The sequence below is a fragment of the Mesorhizobium sp. M8A.F.Ca.ET.161.01.1.1 genome, assembly GCF_004792105.1.
Lineage (GTDB): Bacteria > Pseudomonadota > Alphaproteobacteria > Rhizobiales > Rhizobiaceae > Mesorhizobium.
The window spans coordinates 87670-105307 of the sequence record NZ_SRTD01000007.1 but is presented as its reverse complement, the minus strand read 5'-3'; the positions used below and the strand labels follow the sequence as shown (position 1 = coordinate 105307).

At 65.5% G+C, this 17638-nt stretch carries 22 protein-coding genes; 8 read left to right on the top strand and 14 right to left on the bottom strand.

Going from position 1 to position 17638, the window contains the following annotated elements; genetic code table 11:
* Positions 1–276: 276 nt before the first annotated feature.
* From EN804_RS18710 to EN804_RS18700, 3 genes are all read right to left on the bottom strand, one after another.
* Positions 277–678, bottom strand: a complete 402-nt coding sequence (locus EN804_RS18710; RefSeq protein WP_127280128.1) for a VOC family protein — start codon at positions 676–678, stop codon at positions 277–279.
* A 99-nt stretch (positions 679–777) separates the two neighbouring features.
* Entirely contained in the window at positions 778–1821 is a 1044-nt protein-coding gene (locus EN804_RS18705) for an RNA polymerase subunit sigma-70 (protein ID WP_135920674.1), read from the bottom strand.
* Between the two features lie 40 nt (positions 1822–1861).
* Complete coding sequence (locus EN804_RS18700) at positions 1862–2608, bottom strand: SDR family oxidoreductase (RefSeq protein ID WP_135882555.1); 747 nt, start codon at positions 2606–2608, stop codon at positions 1862–1864.
* A gap of 206 nt (positions 2609–2814) precedes the next feature.
* Here EN804_RS18700 and EN804_RS18695 point away from each other — a divergent pair, with 206 nt between their 5' ends.
* Positions 2815–3084 carry a cyclase gene (locus EN804_RS18695; RefSeq protein ID WP_127870192.1) on the top strand — a complete coding sequence of 90 codons (270 nt, stop codon included), beginning with the start codon at positions 2815–2817 and terminating at the stop codon, positions 3082–3084.
* 84 nt (positions 3085–3168) lie between these two features.
* Here EN804_RS18695 and EN804_RS18690 read toward each other — a convergent pair whose 3' ends face one another.
* The 6 genes from EN804_RS18690 to EN804_RS18665 all read right to left on the bottom strand — a co-directional run bounded on the left by EN804_RS18690 (position 3169) and on the right by EN804_RS18665 (position 7129).
* Positions 3169–3939, bottom strand: coding sequence for a pseudouridine synthase (locus EN804_RS18690; protein ID WP_135920671.1), 771 nt, complete (start codon positions 3937–3939; stop codon positions 3169–3171).
* Positions 3940–4040: 101 nt separating this feature from the next.
* The gene (locus EN804_RS18685; RefSeq protein WP_135867390.1) at positions 4041–4427 is read right to left on the bottom strand and encodes a VOC family protein; all 387 of its coding nucleotides are present in this window, start codon (positions 4425–4427) and stop codon (positions 4041–4043) included.
* 40 nt (positions 4428–4467) lie between these two features.
* Positions 4468–5292 carry an alpha/beta hydrolase gene (locus EN804_RS18680; RefSeq protein ID WP_135920669.1) on the bottom strand — a complete coding sequence of 275 codons (825 nt, stop codon included), beginning with the start codon at positions 5290–5292 and terminating at the stop codon, positions 4468–4470.
* A complete protein-coding gene (locus EN804_RS18675; protein WP_135920667.1) occupies positions 5282–5782 on the bottom strand; it encodes an SRPBCC domain-containing protein in 501 nt (166 codons plus the stop codon). The genes EN804_RS18680 and EN804_RS18675 overlap by 11 nt, the downstream gene beginning before the upstream one ends.
* Complete coding sequence (locus EN804_RS18670; protein ID WP_135920665.1) at positions 5779–6114, bottom strand: metalloregulator ArsR/SmtB family transcription factor; 336 nt, start codon at positions 6112–6114, stop codon at positions 5779–5781. The genes EN804_RS18675 and EN804_RS18670 overlap by 4 nt, the downstream gene beginning before the upstream one ends.
* A 133-nt stretch (positions 6115–6247) precedes the next feature.
* Positions 6248–7129: an aldo/keto reductase family oxidoreductase gene (locus EN804_RS18665; protein WP_135920663.1), complete on the bottom strand. Its 882-nt coding sequence runs from the start codon at positions 7127–7129 to the stop codon at positions 6248–6250.
* 93 nt (positions 7130–7222) lie between these two features.
* On the opposite strand from EN804_RS18665, the gene EN804_RS18660 reads away from it, so the two are divergent.
* Together EN804_RS18660 and EN804_RS18655 are read left to right on the top strand one after the other, a co-directional pair.
* Positions 7223–8128, top strand: a complete 906-nt coding sequence (locus EN804_RS18660; RefSeq protein WP_135920661.1) for a LysR family transcriptional regulator — start codon at positions 7223–7225, stop codon at positions 8126–8128.
* Between the two features lie 159 nt (positions 8129–8287).
* The gene (locus EN804_RS18655; RefSeq protein ID WP_135920660.1) at positions 8288–10204 is read left to right on the top strand and encodes a diguanylate cyclase; all 1917 of its coding nucleotides are present in this window, start codon (positions 8288–8290) and stop codon (positions 10202–10204) included.
* A gap of 98 nt (positions 10205–10302) precedes the next feature.
* Here EN804_RS18655 and EN804_RS18650 read toward each other — a convergent pair whose 3' ends face one another.
* Positions 10303–10524, bottom strand: coding sequence for a hypothetical protein (locus EN804_RS18650; RefSeq protein ID WP_127278834.1), 222 nt, complete (start codon positions 10522–10524; stop codon positions 10303–10305).
* 113 nt (positions 10525–10637) lie between these two features.
* Positions 10638–10865 carry a polymerase gene (locus EN804_RS18645; protein WP_127278833.1) on the bottom strand — a complete coding sequence of 76 codons (228 nt, stop codon included), beginning with the start codon at positions 10863–10865 and terminating at the stop codon, positions 10638–10640.
* Positions 10866–11426: 561 nt separating this feature from the next.
* Between EN804_RS18645 and EN804_RS18640 the strand changes: the two genes are divergently transcribed.
* A complete protein-coding gene (locus EN804_RS18640) occupies positions 11427–11723 on the top strand; it encodes a DUF1236 domain-containing protein (protein WP_135882563.1) in 297 nt (98 codons plus the stop codon).
* 61 nt (positions 11724–11784) lie between these two features.
* Here the strand turns inward: EN804_RS18640 and EN804_RS18635 are convergent, their stop codons facing one another.
* Together EN804_RS18635 and EN804_RS18630 are read right to left on the bottom strand one after the other, a co-directional pair.
* Positions 11785–12228 carry a cytidine deaminase gene (locus tag EN804_RS18635; RefSeq protein ID WP_135920658.1) on the bottom strand — a complete coding sequence of 148 codons (444 nt, stop codon included), beginning with the start codon at positions 12226–12228 and terminating at the stop codon, positions 11785–11787.
* Between the two features lie 81 nt (positions 12229–12309).
* Positions 12310–13689, bottom strand: coding sequence for a sodium:solute symporter family protein (locus EN804_RS18630; RefSeq protein WP_135920656.1), 1380 nt, complete (start codon positions 13687–13689; stop codon positions 12310–12312).
* 167 nt (positions 13690–13856) lie between these two features.
* On the opposite strand from EN804_RS18630, the gene EN804_RS18625 reads away from it, so the two are divergent.
* Positions 13857–15056 (top strand): adenosylhomocysteinase, encoded by a 1200-nt coding sequence (locus EN804_RS18625; RefSeq protein WP_135920655.1) that lies wholly within the window; start codon positions 13857–13859, stop codon positions 15054–15056.
* A gap of 48 nt (positions 15057–15104) precedes the next feature.
* Entirely contained in the window at positions 15105–15875 is a 771-nt protein-coding gene (locus EN804_RS18620) for an IclR family transcriptional regulator (protein WP_127278848.1), read from the top strand.
* A gap of 105 nt (positions 15876–15980) precedes the next feature.
* Here the strand turns inward: EN804_RS18620 and EN804_RS18615 are convergent, their stop codons facing one another.
* Positions 15981–16460: a DUF2127 domain-containing protein gene (locus EN804_RS18615; RefSeq protein ID WP_127278847.1), complete on the bottom strand. Its 480-nt coding sequence runs from the start codon at positions 16458–16460 to the stop codon at positions 15981–15983.
* Between the two features lie 46 nt (positions 16461–16506).
* On the opposite strand from EN804_RS18615, the gene EN804_RS18610 reads away from it, so the two are divergent.
* Both EN804_RS18610 and EN804_RS18605 read left to right on the top strand, forming a co-directional pair.
* Positions 16507–17049: a phosphatase PAP2 family protein gene (locus tag EN804_RS18610; RefSeq protein WP_135920654.1), complete on the top strand. Its 543-nt coding sequence runs from the start codon at positions 16507–16509 to the stop codon at positions 17047–17049.
* Between the two features lie 121 nt (positions 17050–17170).
* A complete protein-coding gene (locus EN804_RS18605) occupies positions 17171–17623 on the top strand; it encodes an SRPBCC domain-containing protein (RefSeq protein ID WP_135920653.1) in 453 nt (150 codons plus the stop codon).
* The last annotated feature ends 15 nt before the right edge of the window (positions 17624–17638 follow it).

Genomic DNA, 17638 nt, shown 5'->3' with positions numbered 1-17638 from the left:
TCGTCTTCGTCATCCACGGGCGAAGCAAGGAGCGAAGCGACGCGGCGCAGACCCCTGGAGCTGCTTCGCAGCCCAAGGGATCCATGCCGCGACTTCGGGGCGCAGCCACGGTGCGGAATTCTGCTCCGCTGCGCTTCACGGCAAAGGTCCCGGCATGGATCCTAGGGTCTCCGCGACGGAGCTGCGCTCCTGCTTCGCCCTAGGATGACGACGTGTTGGGTGGCTTAGGCTAATTCCGATGCTGGACGCTAATCAACTCAAACCGCGCGCCGCCTCCTACCTCTCGAACTTCCTGATCGCCTCGGCGGTGATGGGCTGGAAGAAATTCACCAAATTGCCGTCGGGGTCGCGGAACAGCAGCGAGCGGTTGCCCCAGGGCATGGTGGTCGGCTCCTGCACGGTTGTCTTCTTGATAAGGTCCGACAGCCGGGCGAATTCGGCATCGACGTCGCCGACGCGGAATTCGAGGATGGCGGTGTGGTTGTCGGCGGGGCGGGCGATGTCGCCGCCGAACAGCATCAGGGTGCGCGTGCTGCCGATCGCCAGCGTGCAGGCCGGGGTCGCCAGTTCGGCGAAGTCTTCCGTGTATACGGTCACCGGCATGCCGGTGATCTCACCGTAGAAGCGCACGAGGCGCTGGACATCTGACGTGATGATGCGGACAGAGACGAAATTCATCGCATTGGCTCCTTGATCTCGAAGCCGCGAGCGGGCTTCCCAGCCGATGCATAGACCAGGCCTCCTGACAGCTTTCTGTCAGGAGAGGAGTTGTGACGGTTACGCTTCGGGTTCGGTCCAGACCGGCGGCAGGCCGAAAGCCGCGAACAAATCGGGGCCGACCGGGCCGACATAGACCGTCAGCGCGGTGATCCGGCCTTCGGCCGGCTCGATGACGTGCAGCGATTGCGCGCGCCATTCCGGGTCGTGAAACCGTTGCGCGTAGATCGCGACCGCTGGTTGGCTGTTGGCCCTTGTCGCCACCGCGCGATAGCCGGCGTAATTGTTCCACACGGTCTTGAAGAAGTCGTGGATCGCCTGGCGCCCCTGATACCAGTCATGCCATGGCGGCATGTGGTAGGTGGCGTCTTCGCGCAGCAGTTCGACGAAGCCATCGAGATTGGCGGCCTCCCAGGTCCTGATATAGCGTTCGAGCAGCAGGTCCTCGTCGGGACTTGGCCGCGCGCGCTGCAGTGGCCGCCCCTTCGGAAAGCGTTCGCCAAGTGTGGCGCGCGCCCGCTGCAAGGCACTGTTGACCGACGCCGTCGAGCCGCCCAGCAATTGAGCCGCCTCCAGCGCCGACCAGCCGAGCACGTCGCACAGCAGCAGCACGGCGCGCTGCCTGGGCGGCAGAAGCTGGATCGCCGCGACGAAGGCCAGCCGGACGGCCTCACGGGTTTCGTAGCGCGCTTCCGGCCCGGGTGCGCCATCGGCGAGATCCGGCAGCTCGGCGTCCGGGTAAGGTTCCAGCCAGGCGAGTTCGGCGGCCGGACCGGCGGCGGCGCGGCCTTCTGTCGACGGCCGTGCGGGCTCTTCGAGAATGCGGCGCGCCGACGACCTTGCCTTGATCGCGTTGAGGCAATTGTTGGTGGCAATGGCGTAGAGCCAGCCGCGCGGCGAGCCGTGGCCGCCGAATTGCGCGCGGCCGCGCCATGCTTTCAGGAACGTGTCCTGGACGAGGTCGTCGGCCTCGTGCAGCGAGCCCATCATCCGGTAGCAATGCAGCTTGAGTTCGCGGCGGTGGGTGGTGGTCAGGCGCTCGAAGGCCGGCCGGTCGAGGACCGGCCGGCCCGATGGCCCGGAAGCGCCAGGAGCATCCGTCATTTCAAGTCCGTTGTGACGATTTCGGGCCATCCTGCGCGCCTCATGCCGCCGCCGCAAGGCCGCTGCCGCTCACCGTGAAGGCGGTGCCCTGCATCTTGCCGGCAGCGAGCGCGACCACGGCGCCGGCGACATCGGCGGGCGTCTGCGTATCGGTCATGCTGGCCAGGAAATCCGCCGGGCTGATGCCGAGATAGGCCGAAACGCCCGATATGCCGCGCTGGCCGACGCCGGTGCCGGCCATGATGCGCATCGGCGCCAGCGCCATGAAACGCAGGCCGAGGCCAAGCCGGTCGGCTTCCTTCTGGCTGTGGGCGGCGAGGAACAACTGCATGCGCTTGGCGCCGGAGTAGCCGCCGGAATTGGGCGGGCCGCCGCTGAATGCAGCGCCGCTGGAGATCAGCACCACGCGGCTGCCGGGCTTCAGCCGGCCGCGCAGCGCTGCCTGGCAGAACAGGAAGGACGCCTTGACGTCCATTTCCCAATTGGCCGAGAATTCGTCCCAGCCCTGGTCCTGAATCGGTGCCGATGGGGCGAAGGCACCGGCGCAGATCACCAGCACGTCCGGTTCGAGAGCGGCGAAGACCGCATCGGGGGCCACCTCCTGCGTGGCATCCGCCACGAGCGTCTTTACGCCTGACGCCTCCCAGGAGAGTTCCTTCAAAGCGTCCGCGCCCCGGGCGACGGCGAGCACGGTTGCTCCCTCGCTCAGCGCCGCCTCCACGATGGAGCGGCCGACGCCCCGGCTGCCTCCGACGACGACGACATTTTGACCTTGCAACGATCCCATGGTTCACCTCGCTGTTCCGGCCCGGAGGATTCCGGCGCCTGATGATCAGGACAGCCGAGGCGGGTTGAATTCATCGGTACGTCGGTAAAATGCGGCTCTCATTCGTTCGCCGGTTTGCCAAGGACATGATTGGGGCGATAAACTGGACGGCCCATCGCCGATCTCTTGGGCGCACCAATAACAACAGCCCTTGGGAGGAGTGTACGATGACGACGCTGTTCGTGAGACATACCGTGTCCGACTACAAGGCCTGGCGCAAAGTCTATGACGGGTTCGCCCCGGTTCAAAAGGCCAACGGCGTGAAGGCGGAGGCCGTCTACCAGGCGGCGGACAACCCCAACGACGTCACCGTGACGCATGATTTCGCCAGTGCCGCCGAAGCGCAGGCCTTCATCAAAAACCCAAAATTGAAAGAGGCGATGGCGAGCGCCGGCGTGGTCGGCGCGCCAACCATGTGGATCACCAACAAGGCCTGATCGACTGCTCTAACCGTTCGATCCGGTCGCCACTGCCGCAATGAATGGCCAGGTCGCTTTCGGCCTGGCGGGCGGGATGTTTTGTCAGCCCAGCAACGCCAGTTCCTGCGCCGTCAAATGCCGCGCCGTGCCCTTGGCGAGGTTGCCGAGCGGCAGGCTGCCGATGGCGATGCGGATGAGGCGCTTGACCTCGATGCCGTGGGCGGCGAGCAGGCGGCGGATGTGGCGGTTCTTGCCTTCGTCGAGCACGATCTCCAGCCAGGCGGTGCGGCCGCCGCTGCGCAAAAGTTCGATCGCGTTGGCGGTCAGGATCTCGTCGTCGAGGGTGACGCCGGCGCGCAACCTGTCCAGCAGCGTTTCATCCGGCACCGTGGCGACCTGCACGTGATAGGTCTTGGGCAGATGCGAGGCCGGATCCATCAGCCGGTTGGCGAAGCGGGTGTCGTTGGTCATCAGCAGCAGGCCTTCGCTGGCCTTGTCGAGACGGCCGACCGGAGAGACATAGGGCAAATCGAGCCCTTCGAGACAGGCATAGACGGTGTCGCGCTGTTGCGGATCGTCACGCGTGGTGACCACTCCGCGCGGCTTGTTCAGCATCAGATAGACCTTGCGCTCGGCAACGACCGCATCGCCATCGACGACGATGCGATCGCGGTTCATGTCGACGCGCAGCGCTGCATCGCGCACCACCTTGCCGCCGACGTGCACGCGGCCCGCCGCGATCAGGACTTCGGCCTGCGTGCGCGAGCACAGGCCGAGTTTTGACAGCGCGCGGTTCAGGCTGACGCCGGGAGGTCCGGCGCTGCGGGGCTTGCCGGCTGGCGGCCGGCCGGGCGGAGGTGGTCGTGCTGCCATGCTGTTGCCGGTGATCCGTTCCAGCGGACAGATGCCACGGGCGAGGCGGGCACCGCAAGCCGGGCGCGGCCGGTCTGTTTCCTGTCCCAGCAACAAGCGCTTCAGGCGGATGGCTCGGCCATCACGATGAAATTGCCGCAGGTGTCGTCGAAGAAGGCCGATGTCACCGGGCCCGTGCGTTCCGGAGGCCCGAGAAATTTCACGCCGCGCCCGGTGAGCCGGTCGAACTCGGCGTGGATGTCGCCGACGGTGATGAGCGCCGCCGGGAAACGGGCGTCGTAAAGCGCTTGCTGCGCGGCGCGCGCCGGCGGGGCGCTGTTGGGTTCGAGCACCAGTTCCGTGCCGCCATCGTCGGGTGCCACCACCGTCAGCCAGCGGATCGGACCGCTGTCGTGATCATGCTTTTTCACAAAACCCATGACCGAGGTGTAGAAGGCCAGCGCCTTGTCCTGGTCGTCGACCTTGATGAGGATATGGCGAAGCCGCATGGTCGATTTCCTTTTATTCGCATGGGGTTGACGTCCGTACCTAATCCAGGCTGTTGAAGAACGCCGTCAGCACCGGGGCGTGCGCGGCCGGCTTCAGCATGTGGTTCTGGCCGGGCAGCGTCTGATAGCTTGCATTGGGCAATGCCTTGGCCAGGGCCTTGTTGCCATGCCGCATCCATGGCGGGCTCTTGCCGCCGTCGCTCACCAATACCGGCACGCGCAGCGAAGCCCAGCGGCTGGGATCGAGCGGCCTGCCAAGCTGATCGCCGCCGACGATGGCGCCATCATGCGGCAAGGTATGCGCCACCGCCTTGAGCCGTCGCCAGATCGGCATGAGCTTCATGAAGACGATGAGCAGGCGGGGCATGCCCACCGATTTGAGGAAGGCGGTCACGCCGTCGCCGCTCCGGCCTTCGGCCACGGCGGTCTCGATCGTCGCCCAGTCGGCCTGCGTGGTGGTGCGGCTGTCGTCGACGATCAGCGGCGCTTCGTAGAGCGCGAGCTTTTTGATGCCGGGCAGGCGGGTTGCCGCCATAAGCGCAAGCACGGCGCCCGACGACATGCCCCAGACATAGGCCTCGCCGCCGGCCGCCCGCAGCACGGCCTCGATGTCGTCGACCTCGCGTTCGACCGCGTAGGGCGCGGTGTCGCCGCTGCCGCCACGGCCACGACGGTCGTAGCGGAATACGGTGAAGTTGTCCGCGAGCGCCTTGGCCAGCGGACCGCTCGGCCCCATCGTGCGCGAGCACAGCGCGCCGTCGACGAGGATGAGCGGATGGCCCTGGCCGCGGCGCTCGCAGGCGATCGGCGTCCCATCCCGCGACAGCACGGCTTGCGTGGTCGGCTTGACGTTCTCAGCCAGCACGGTCGGTCCCCCGCTCTATCACCTGCTCCAGCCGGTCGAAGCTCTGCATCCAGCCGCCGCGCATGCCCAGCGCCAGCAGGCGCTCGCGGTCGGCGGCGCTCGCCAGCGTCACCTCGAAATGGACATGGGTCCGCATGCCGTCGGGCGTAAAGGTCACGGTGTGGCGGCTCCGGCCCGGCGGATTGCCGGCCCATTCGCGGATTTCCGGATCCGGTTCGTCGCAATAGCTCAGCCTGACGTTCTCGACGACTTCGAGATAGCGGCCCTGATTGCGATAGAGCGCGCCGCTGGCGGTCAGCATATCGATGCGCCAGCGGCCGCCGACGCGCACGTCGAGCACGCAGTGAGGAATGGTGCAGTCCCTGATGCCCCACCATTGCGCCACCAGTCTGGGGTCGGTCCACAGCCGAAAGACGCGCGCCACCGAAGCCTGGAACAACCGTTCGATGGCGAAGCTGCGCTCGGCTGCATCTTGGACGCGCTCGCTCATTTCGGCTTGTCCGCGCCGCGCCGCAGCAGATCCTCCATGCGGTCGAAGCGGCCTTCCCACAGCTTCCGGTAGTCGTCGAGCCAGCGGTCGATGTCGCGCAGCGGCTTGAGTTCGATGCGGCTCAGATGTTTCTGCGCCGCCCGGCTGCGGATGACGAGGCCGGCCTGCTCCAGCACACCGACATGTTTGGAGACGGCCCGCACGGTGAGCGCGAAAGGTTGCGCGAGTTCGGCGACCGAGGCCTCGCCATCGAGCAGCCGGGCAAGGATCGCGCGCCGCGTCGGATCGGCGAGCGCGGCGAATGTCTGGTCGAGGGAGAATTCAGCAGCCATTTACGGAACCAATCAGTTCTGGAACTAATTGGTTCTATATAGAGCTTGCCTTACCTCGTCAACAAGGTTCCGGAGAGAGCTGGGGCGCTCGCCGGGAAGGAGTTTCCACCCCGGCAAGCCTGGCGTTGGAAGCTCAGGCGGCTGCCTTCTCGGCCGCGATGCCGTTCAGGATCTGGATCGCATCCGCCGGCAGGTCCAGTTCGGCCGCCGCCAGGTTCTCCCTGAGATGCCCGACCGACGAGGTGCCGGGGATGAGCAGGATGTTGGGCGCGCGCTGCAACAGCCAGGCGAGCGCCACCTGCATGGGAGTCGCGCCGAGCTTTTGCGCGACGTCGGCAAGCGTGCTCGACTGCAGCGGTGTGAAACCGCCGAGCGGGAAGAACGGCACATAAGCGATGCCGTCGGCGGCAAGCTCGTCGATCAGCGCATCATCCTGGCGGTGCGCGATGTTGTATTGGTTCTGCACGCAGACGATGTCGACCATGCGGCGCCCCTGCGCGATCTGTTTGCGGGTGACGTTGCTCAGGCCGATATGGCGCACAAGCCCCTGGCGCTGCAGTTCGGCGAGCGTGTCGAGCTGCGGCTCGAGCGACCCTTCGGCGGGTCCGTGGATGCCATGCATGGAGCGCAGGTTCACGACCTCGATCACATCCAGTCCGAGATTACGCAGATTGTCGTGCACGGCCTGCGTCAACTCCTGAGGCGACATTGCGGGGATCCACGATGCATCCGCGCCGCGCCGGGCACTGATCTTGGTGACGATGGTGAGGTTGGCGGGGTAGGGGTGCAGCGCCTCGCGGATGATCTGGTTGGTGACGTGGGGACCGTAGAAATCCGATGTGTCGATGTGGTCGACGCTGCTGGCAATCGCCTCGCGCAGCACGGCAAGGGCTGCCTCGCGGTCCTTCGGCGGGCCGAAGACGCCCGGTCCAGCCAGTTGCATGGCGCCGTAGCCGAGGCGCTTCACGGTGCGGTCGCCGAGCTTGAAGCTTCCGGCCTTGCTGATGTCGGTCATGGTGTCGTCTCCATTGGATCAGCCAGATATAGACAAGGCGCGCCTGCGCGATAATATGGTGCAATCGGCACAGCCTGTGCGGAAAGGCGAACAATGGCGGCGAATCTGGGCGACCTCCAGGCATTCATGGCGGTGGCGCGCGCCGGCGGTTTTCGCGAGGCGGCCCGGGTGGGCGGCGTCAGCGCCTCCAGCCTCTCAGAGACGGTGCGGCGGCTGGAGAGCGAACTCGGCGTGCGGCTTCTCAACCGCACCACGCGCAGCGTGGCGCCGACCGAGGCCGGCGCGCGCCTGCTCGAACGGCTCGGTCCCGCGCTCGGCGAGGTCGAGGCGGCGCTCGACGTGGTCAATGGCTTTCGCGGCCGGCCGGCCGGCACGCTGCGGCTCAACGTGCCTGTCGTGGCGGCGAAACTGGTGCTGCCGCGCCTGTTGCCGCCCTTCCTCGCCGCCTATCCCGACATTCGCCTGGAAGTGACCGCCGAGGACAGTTTCGTCGACATACTGGCGAGCGGCTGCGACGCCGGCATCCGCTATGACGAGCGGCTGGAGCAGGACATGATCGCCGTGCCGATCGGCCCGCGCCGCCAGCGCTTCGCCACCGCCGCCGCGACGGCCTATCTCGACCGGCGCGGCCGGCCCGAGCACCCGCGCGACCTGCTTGATCACGCCTGCCTGCGCGGACGCTTCGCCAGCGGCTTCACGCCGCCCTGGGAGTTCGAACGCGACGGCGAGGAGGTGAGCGTCGAGCCGACCGGCCCGCTGCTGGTCAGCACCGGCACGGCAATGGCGCTCGCGCTCGATGTGGCGGTCGCCGGCGGCGGCATCGTCTCGCTGTTCGAGGACTGGCTGCATCCCTATTTCGACGATGGCAGGCTGGAGCCGGTGCTGGAGCCCTGGTGGCAGGAATTTTCAGGTCCGTACCTCTACTATCCCGGCCGCCGCCTGACGCCGGCACCGCTGCGCGCGTTCATCGATTTTGTCGGTGGGATGCGGTGGGGGTGATCCCGTACCGAAATCGCTGCAGGTTTGCGCCGGCCTTTTCGGCGTGTAGCCGCGGTTGCTTTCGACCAAAGGGCAAATCCCCGATGTAACACTTTGTTGTCATTGAGGGCCTATCGAGGAGGCGATACGGCGAAAGCCCGGTAAAAGGAAAGGCGCGCGATGGGTTCGCCCTGGTCCGAATTGCTGGCCAATCTCGCGGTCGTCGCGATGTTCGTTTCGGTCTGGATCCACACCCATGTGTGGCTGGATCGCTGGCCGGCCGCCGCGAAGGCAGCGGCCTTCGGCCTGCTGATGGGCGCCGGCGCCATCGTCCTGATGCTGACACCCATGCAGTTGCAGCCGGGCGTGCTCGCCGATCTCAGGGCGACGATGATAGCCGTTGCCGGCTTCTTCGGCGGCCCTGTCGCCGGCATCGTCGCCGGGGTCATGGCCGGTGCCTTCCGGACTTTCGAGGGCGGCATCGGCGCCTTCGCCGGCGCCGTGGGCATCGCGGCCGCCATGCTGGTTGGCGTTGCCGGCAACCTTGCCCTGAAGGGCCGCCGCGCCACCATGATCGACATCATGATCCTTGGCGCGGCCGCCGCGGCGGCGTCACTGCTTGGCCTCAGCGTGCTGCCGCGGGATGTCCTGCAGATGGTGCTGCCGAAGGTGGCGCTGCCGTCCTCCCTGCTCATCTTCGTCTCGGTGGTGCTGTCGGGGCTGACGCTCTACCAGGAGCGGCGTCGCCTCGAAGCGCTGCAGTCCCGGCGCATCTACAAGGCCGTGGTGGAGACGCTGCCCGATTGCCTCAACGTCAAGGATCTCGACGGGCGGTTCATCGCGGCCAATCCGGCGACGGCGGAACTGATGCATGCGGCCGATGCCAAGGCGCTGATCGGCAAGACGGATTTCGACTTCTTTCCGCGTGAAACGGCGCAGGGCTTCCGCCAGGACGAGCTTGCCGTGCTGGCCTCGGGCGCCTCGTCCACCATCGAACAGCGCCTTCACCACGAGGACGGCACCGATGGCTGGCTGGCGACCTTGAAGGCGCCCTTTCGGGATCGGAGCGGAGCCATCATCGGCCTGATCACGCACAATCGCGACATCACCGTTCGCAAGCAGCTTGAGAACGAGCTGGCGGAAAGCCAGGCAAGGCTCGGAGACGCCCTGACGCACATGGCCGACGGCCTGGTGATGTTCGATCCGGACGGCAGGCTGGTGCTGTGCAACGCCCGGTACCGCGCCATGTTTCCGAAGACGGCGGACATGAGGGTCCCGGGTGCCGATTACCGCGACATCCTGCGCGCCTCGGCGGAGCGCGGCGAAGGGACCACGCCGCCGGACGCGGTCGAAGACTGGATCGCCGGCATCATGGCCGCGCAGAAGCTCGTCAGTCACCGCCAGGTCCAGCTTGCCGACGGGCGCTGGCTCGATGTGCGCACCCGGCCGACCGGCGATGGCGGCAGCCTCAGCGTGTTTTCCGACATCACCGAGGCCAAGCAGGTCGAGGCCGAACTGATGGCCGCCAATGAGAAGCTGAACCTTCTGGCGCACCGTGACGGCCTGACCGAACTGTTGACGCGGCGCGCCTTCGACGAAGCGCTGGCGCGCGAATTCGCCCGCGCCAGCCGCAACGCAATGCCGCTCAGCCTGCTCATCATCGACGTCGATTGGTTCAAGCGGTTCAACGACTATTACGGCCATCCGGCGGGCGATGAATGCCTGCGCGTCGTCAGCCGCTGCATCGAGGCGGCAGCCCGCCGGCCGGCGGACGCCGCCGCCCGCTATGGCGGCGAGGAGTTCGCGATCATCCTGCCGGAGACCGATGCGCGGGGCGCCTTCGTCATCGCCGAAAACCTCAGGAGCAAGGTGCGCGACCTCGCTCTTGGGCATGCCGGCAGCGAAAAAGGCATCGTTACCGTCAGCATCGGTGTCGGCACCTTCGATGCCGGCGGCGCCGCCATGGAGATCGCCGATCTTTTGAATCGTGCGGACGAGGCGCTCTACGGCGCCAAGGCCGCGGGGCGGGACCGGGTGCATGGATGGCGTCCTCACCTCAGCGACCAACGCGCGACCGGTTCGCGGCGCAAGACTTGAGTCTTCCTAGGCCTAGGGCCGGGCTGCCGGGCAGAATCCGAGGGTGAACTGGCGATTGCCTGAATGAGGATTCGGCGGGCGCCTCTCTCTCAGTTGCTTCAACCGTTGTGGCCTGAATCCATGCTTACGGGATCGAGCTTCACAAGCCGAGCTTTCGCCTCGCCGACGCGTTGTTGCGCGGATCGTATCCTGTCGCAAAGCCTCAGATTGATACCGACGCCACAGTCCTCGTCCAGCATCGCGTTTGCACGTTCCAGGGCAAGTTCCGCTCGGTTGAGGCGCTGCCTCGCCCGGGCCAGTTCCAAGGTCAGAAGTTCCATTACTCCGCTTCCGTGGTTGCGGTCCCTTCCACTGGGAAACCCTCGCCGATTGGTTTGGTTCCGGGCTGTTCGGGCGCGGCTGCATTCGCTGGCGCGCATGCCCATGATGCCCGTCAGGACGGCCTCGGACGGGCAATGCTGGTGTCGAAAGTGCCTGGGAGGACAGGGGCGCCACCGCGGCCGGTCGACGATGTCGTCATCGTGTCAACCGGCACAATGATGACCATGCGAGCGTGCTGCTCCGGCCATAATGGCTTTCCGAAAAGGAAGAAGGTGCTGGCGAGAAAACAAACCAGCAAGAGGATGGCCAAGGTGTTGGCGATGATGTCACCAAGTTGCATTTGCCCTCTCCTCCAAATCACGCATCGACAATCGTGAACGGGCATCAGCGGATGCCGAGCCCTCCCAAAGCAGGCGGGGCTGTCCTTCTCGAAGCGGGCTGCTACCAGCTCGACGTGAAGGTGACGAGCAATGCGGGGATCAACGCCGATAACGGGACCGCCATCAGCAGCACCATCTCGATAAGACGGGTTTCCTTGTCGCCGAACATCACAACCTCCTCCCGTCTCGGCCCGATGCCGGGGAATTCAGGGTTCGCTCACCAACTGGACGCAGTGAGCGAACCCTATTGGCGCAGGAAGGGACGTAGCTGCGCCAATTCGCTAAAAACATGGGGCTGCTTACTGATATCAGTCAGCTGCCTGCCATCACGGAGCGACAACGAGTGCGAAAGGCGACCGTTCCCGGCGGGAGCGGCGGCAGGACCATTGCGTTCTTGAATGGGACCTAAGTCCGAGGTTGGCCCGACCGAAGCCCGACCGGGGAACGTTCATCCGTGCCTGAAGTTCGATCCTCAGCGCGGCGACAATCCTGTGCTGTGCCGATTTCAAATGGAGGAATTCATGAACAAGAATCTTGCCGCCGTGGCCGCGGTTCTGTTGCTCGCGGGTGTCGGCGCAGCCGCCGCCGAAGACGTCATCATCCAGCCCGAGCAGGAAACGGTGATCAAGGAATATGTGAAGAAGCAGCCGCTGGCTTCGGTGAAGGTTCCCGGCGTCGAACTCAGCCTCGGCACGGCTCTGCCCGACACGGTCGAGCTTCACGAAGTCCCCAATGTCAAATATCGCTACACCGTGATCGACAACCAGACGGTGATCGTGGATCCGGGCACCCACAAGATCATCAAGATCATCCAGTAACAACGCCCGGCCCGCCACCGGAGCGGTGGCGGGCCGGCTGCAAGGCGGGTTGCCCGCGCAATCAGAACTTGCGCGGGTCGATACCCTTGGTGCCCGGCCCATAAGGGCTTGGATAAATCTCGCCGATGGTCATCAGTTCGATCCCGCCGTCGAGCGTCGAGCCGATGATCCTGACCCCGGGATCATCGCAGGAGAACTCCCAGATCACCTGCCGGCATTCGGCGCATGGCACGCCGGAATAGGGGCCGTGGCAGACGATTGCCTCGATCTGGCGCTCGCCGGCGGCGGCCATCTGCATCACAGCGTTACGTTCGGCATGCACCGATTGCTGCAAGGTGACGACCTCGACGTTGCAGGCGGAAAAAAGCCGGCCCGACGCGGTGCGCACGGCCGAGCCGACCTTGTGGTTGGAATAGGGCGTGTAAGCCTTGTCGCGGGCCTGCGCGGCGGCCGTGACGAGCGCCTGATCGGTGCTCGAAAGTCTGTCGAAGCTGGTCTTCAGCATTGGTCTCTCCGCATCGGGGCTCCATCCCGCATTGATTCAGGATGGAATTCTAACTCGTTGCTTCTTCTTGATCTTCCGTGCTCACGCGGGTTGCCGTTCCGATCGCATCAAGAGCCCCGCGACGAAGGGGACGACCGAGAGGATGAAGCCGATCAGCGAGGCTGGAATGCCGCCGGGTTCGCCCATCAGCACCAGGATCGCGGTCGAGCCGGCGCCGACGACGATGGTCGCGAGCATCGACCACGACGGAATGCGCCAGCCGAAAGTGGCCGACAGCACCGGCAACAGCAGGCCCGGCACATAGACCGAGAATCCGAGCATCAGGATGGTGACGATGCCGGGTACCGACAGCGCCACGACCAGCGCCGCCAGGCCGAGCACGAGCAGCAGGATGCGGCTGGTCCACAGCCTTTCCTTGTCGCTGGCGCCGGGCCGCAACCGCGAGATCACGTCGCGCTGCAAGGTGGTGGCGGTGATCAGCAGCGTGGTGCTCGCCGTCGACATCGCCACCGCCAGGAAGGCGGCGACCAGGATCCCGATGACGCCGTGCGGCAGAAGCTGCACCATCAGGTCGGGCATGGCGTTGACCGGGTTGGCATCGGCCGGCAGCAGCGCCTTGGCGGCGACGCCGAGGAAGGTGAGGATGACGCCGAACACCGCCATGATGACGAAGCCGTTGATCAGGCCCTTGCGCGCGGTGTCCGGCGAATTGGCCGAGAAGACGCGCTGGAAGCCGATCGTGTCGATGAAGCCGGCGGGCAGCAGCAGGAACCAGACGAACAGCGTCGCCGGCGGCACGTTGGCGAACAGATCGTAGAAGCCGGGAATGTCCTTCGTCGCCTCATAGATATGCTGCACGCCGGGCCCGAAGATGACGAACAGCGGCGCCACCACGCCGATGACGATGAGGAAGATGACGGCCTGCAGCACGTCGGTCGCCACCACGGCGAGGAAGCCGCCGAGCATGGTGTAGACGATGACGACCAGGAAGGCGACGATGGCGCCGGTCTTCGGGTCCATGCCCGAGAACAGGGTGAACACCATGGAGATGCCGAAGACCTGCGCCGCCGCCCAGGCAAGGTAGTTCCAGCTGGTGACCAGCGAGGCGGCGACGCGCACGGAAGCCGGATAATCCTGCGCGACGATGTCCGGTGTCGTCACATGCATGCGCTGGCGCACGATTTTCGCCAGGAAGATGCCCATCAGCAAAAGGCCGATCGGGAAGGTGTACCACCACCATGCGCCCGCTATGCCATAGCGCACCACCATTTCGGGTGTGCCGAACAGGCCAGCAAGCCCGGTCCATGAGGCGAAGGCCGAGATGGTCAGCCAGAGCGGCCCCATGCGCCGGCCGGCGACGATGTAATCTTCTTCGGTCTTGATCGAGCGGGCGAAATACAGCCCGATGCCCGTGACCGCCACGAGATAGACGGCGACGATCGCTATATCCAGATTTCCCATTCTGTACCCCTTCCCATGCAAAGCCGATGACGCGCGCCAGTTTCTGGAGCGCCGCACTGTCCTGTCGGTTGCCCTCTTCGCGGGGCTTGACGACCCTCTACAATATTTGTCACATGCAAAAAACTTTTTCGCAAGTGCTGAATCTGGATCGCGATCGGAGACTTCGAATGACCCAAGCCCATACCAATCCGGCTGACACCGAACTGGTCGAGCGCGGCCGCGCCCGGATTGCCTGGATCCGTTCGCGGATGGCGCTGCTGGCCGGCCTGCGCGAGGAATTCCGGCGGACGCGGCCTTTCGCCGGCCGGCGCATCGGGGTCTCACTGCATGTAGAACCCAAGACCGCTGTGCTGCTCGAAGTGCTGGCCGACGGTGGCGCCGGGATCGTCGGCACCGGCAATCACGGCTCGACGCAGGACGATGTCGTCGCCTTCCTGCAAAGCCGGGGCATCGGCATGTTCGGCCGCCGTGCCGATACGCTGGCCGATCATCACGCCAATCTGGCGCGGGTGCTGGACGCCAAGCCCGACATGCTGCTCGACAATGGCGCCGATCTTGCCGCCGGCATCGTCGAGCGGGGCAGGGCGGCATCGATCCTGGGCGGTACCGAGGAGACGACATCGGGCGGCGACCGGCTGCGTGGCGAGCTGGCCGGCAAGGTGCCGTTCCCCTCCATCGTCATCAATGACAGCCCACTGAAGGCGATCGGCGAGAACAAGCACGCGGTCGGCCAATCGGTGGTGGAAAGTTTCATGCGCATCACCAATCTGATGATCCCCGGCCGCCGCTTCTGCGTCATCGGCTATGGCTGGTGCGGGCGCGGCATCGCGCAATATCTGCGAGCGCTGGGCGGACGCGTCGCCATCGTCGAGATCGACGAGATCAAGGCGCTGGAGGCGGCGCTCGACGGCTACCGCGTGGCGCCGCTCGCCGACCTGGCGCCATGGGCGGAAGTGTTCATCACCGCCACCGGCCGCGCCGGCGTGCTGCCGGCGGCGGCGATTTCGCAAATGCGGGATGGCGCGGTGCTGGCCAATTCCGGGCATTTTCCGTGGGAGATCGACACTGAGGGTCTCGCTGCCATGACCAGCGTCGTCACCGATCTGGACGGCGCTCTACGGCGTCTCGATCTCGCCAATGGGCGGCATGTCATCCTCGTCGCCGAGGGACGCATGTTCAACCTTGCCGGAATCGAGCCGAAGGGCAATTCGATCGAGTCCATGGATATCGGCTTCATGCTGCAGGCGCTGTCGCTTGAGCGTGTAGCCAAGGGCGCAGGGTTGGCGGCGGGCGCGCAGCCGGTGCCCGACGACATCAACCGGCGCATCGCCCGGTTGATGACGGCTTCGATGGGAGCCGCCTTGTAGCTATGGTAGGCCCATGATTCTAGGCTGGTCCGAGAAGGATTATGGGGCATGGCTGGCAAGACCGCGGAAGCGCCGGACTATTCGGTTCCGGCCCTGGAAAAGGCATTCGACATCATCGAACTGCTGGCCGAGCAGAAGGACGGGCTGAACCAGGGCCAGATTTCCGAAGCGGTCGGACGCTCGATCCATCAGATCTACCGCGTGCTGCAGGCGCTGGAGCGGCGCGGCTACATCTTCCGCGACCGCCCGGCCGGGCCGTATTTCCTGTCGCCGCGCCTGTTCGAACTGGCGCACCGGCACGAGCCGCTGCGCGGCCTCGTCCAGGCGGCGCTGCCTTCGATGCGGCGGCTGTCCGACGCCATCCAGCAATCCTGCAACCTCGGCGTCCACAATGCCGGCAGGGTGCTGATCCTGGCGCAGGTGGAAAGTCCGGCGGCGTTCGGCTTCCGCGTGCGCGTCGGCGCCGAGTTTCCGCTGTTCGGCACCGCGACCGGGCGCACGCTGATGGCGTTCCAGCCGCAGGACAGAGTCAATCAATGGCTGCAAGCCTCCGGCATTGCTGACGAAAAGGGCGATGTGCGTGAGGCGCTTGCCGGCATTCGCGCCGCCGGCCACGAAGAGGTGGCGGACGGGCTGCAGCCGGGCGTCATCGATCTTGCCTTCCCGGTCATCGGGCCGTTCGGCCATTCGGTCGCGGCACTCACCGTGCCCTATGTGGCGACCACCTACAGCATGCTCGACCTTGCCACCGTGCGCCGCCATGCCGCGCAAGCGGCGCACGAGATCGCCCTCGTGCTGGCGCCCGAGCCCTCGCAATAACGACGGCAACCGCAGGGACGGGCAGGCCGCCGCCGTGGTGTGTGATGATGCCTCGCTGTCCTCCACGGAGGATCTTGCAAGCGTGGTGTCGCCAACGACGCCCCCCTAACGGCTTGCCACCTTGTGGCGCAGAACGAGGCGGTATTCGTGCCAGATCAGCCAGATGACGACGAGGTCGAATATGGTGAGCACGATCAGCCCCGCGGAGCGGGTATAGCTGAAGCGGTAGAGCTGGTAGACGATGAACAGCAGCAAGGCGACCAGCGAGGCCGGATAGGCCCACAGCTTCCCCCTCAGCAGCCCCGCCACCAGGGCAATCTTGATGAGGCCATGGCTGAGAAGGTAAAATGCGTAGAAATGCTGCGTGCCGACGGAGAAATGGTTCGCCGCGTCCATCAGATGGCCGGCGATGAAATCATGCGGGTCCTCGACCAGTTCTTCCTGCGTCAGCCTGTTCACCAGCGACACGATGGTGCTGGTGCTGACAAAGGCGAGGAGCAAGCCGCCGACGCATTCGATGAGCGCATGTGCGCCCTTTAGCAGCAGGCTGACTTCGAAAATCTGGTGGACACGCTGCTCGTTCATGGCTCTCCTGCCATTTGGTGTGGCGGCTCGACGATAAGGTGAATTGATGGACGTGACGGCTACACATTGGATCAATTCGGCGGCGGGAATAAGCCCGGCGCTGGATCTGATCATGATCTCGGTGACGAAATTCGGTGTCCCGCTCCTGATCGCCTGCGTGGTCCTGCAATGGTGGAGCAGGACGGACCGGACCCACGTCCGCCATGCCGCGATCGCGGCGGGGTTGTCTTTCCTGATCGGACTTGGCGCCAACCAGATCAGCCTGCTTTTCGTGCATCGCGTGCGTCCCTACGACGCCGGTGTGACCCATCTCATCATTCCCGCCAGCGCCGACTGGTCGTTCCCCTCGGATCACGCGACGGCGGCTTTCGCCATCGTTGCCGCATTCGCCCTGCAGGCGCTTCCCGGACGCGCGATGATTTTCGGAGCCGTGGCGGTGCTGATCTGCTGGTCGAGGCTGTTTGTGGGCACCCATTACGTCACGGATGTGCTTGGCGGTGCCTTGACCGGCATTGCCGCTGCGGTGCTCGTCCGCGTCCTCTACCGTGAGGATTCGCGCCTCGACCGGCTGGCGACAAGTATCCTGTGATGGAAATCGGTCGTCGAACAGGCCTTGCGTGCAATTCTGCCGGGGCAAGTTCGGCAAGACCGGTCCATAATGTTGCCCGGCGTGGTTCCGGTCGCGTCGCTGGCGCAATGTCGCTGCATTCGTGACCGGTTCCCTCGACACCACGCCGATCTTCAAGGCCATCGCCATCGATGCCGACCCGGCCAAGGTCTGGCGGGTGCTCACGACGCCGGCACTGATCGCGCAATGGATGTCCGACGAAGAACTGGATGTCAGCCTCGATGCTCAAGCCGGCGGCGCGATCGTGATACGGGGCCTGCTGCATGGCCTGCCGTTCGAGAGCCACGGCACCGTCCGGGCGTTCGAGCCGGACAAGAGCTTCGCCTACAGCTATTGGAGCACGCTGTCGGCATCGCGCCTGGCTGATATGCCCGAGAATCACACGGTCGTCGGCTTCGCGCTCGCGCCGGCCGATGGTGGAACGCTGCTGACCTTGGCGCTTAGCGGCTTCGCCGAACCGTCGATCCGTCCGCATGCCAATCTTTACTGGGGGCCGACCTTGCGGATCCTGAAGGCGATGTGCGAACGCTCCTAGAGCCGTTCCGCATTT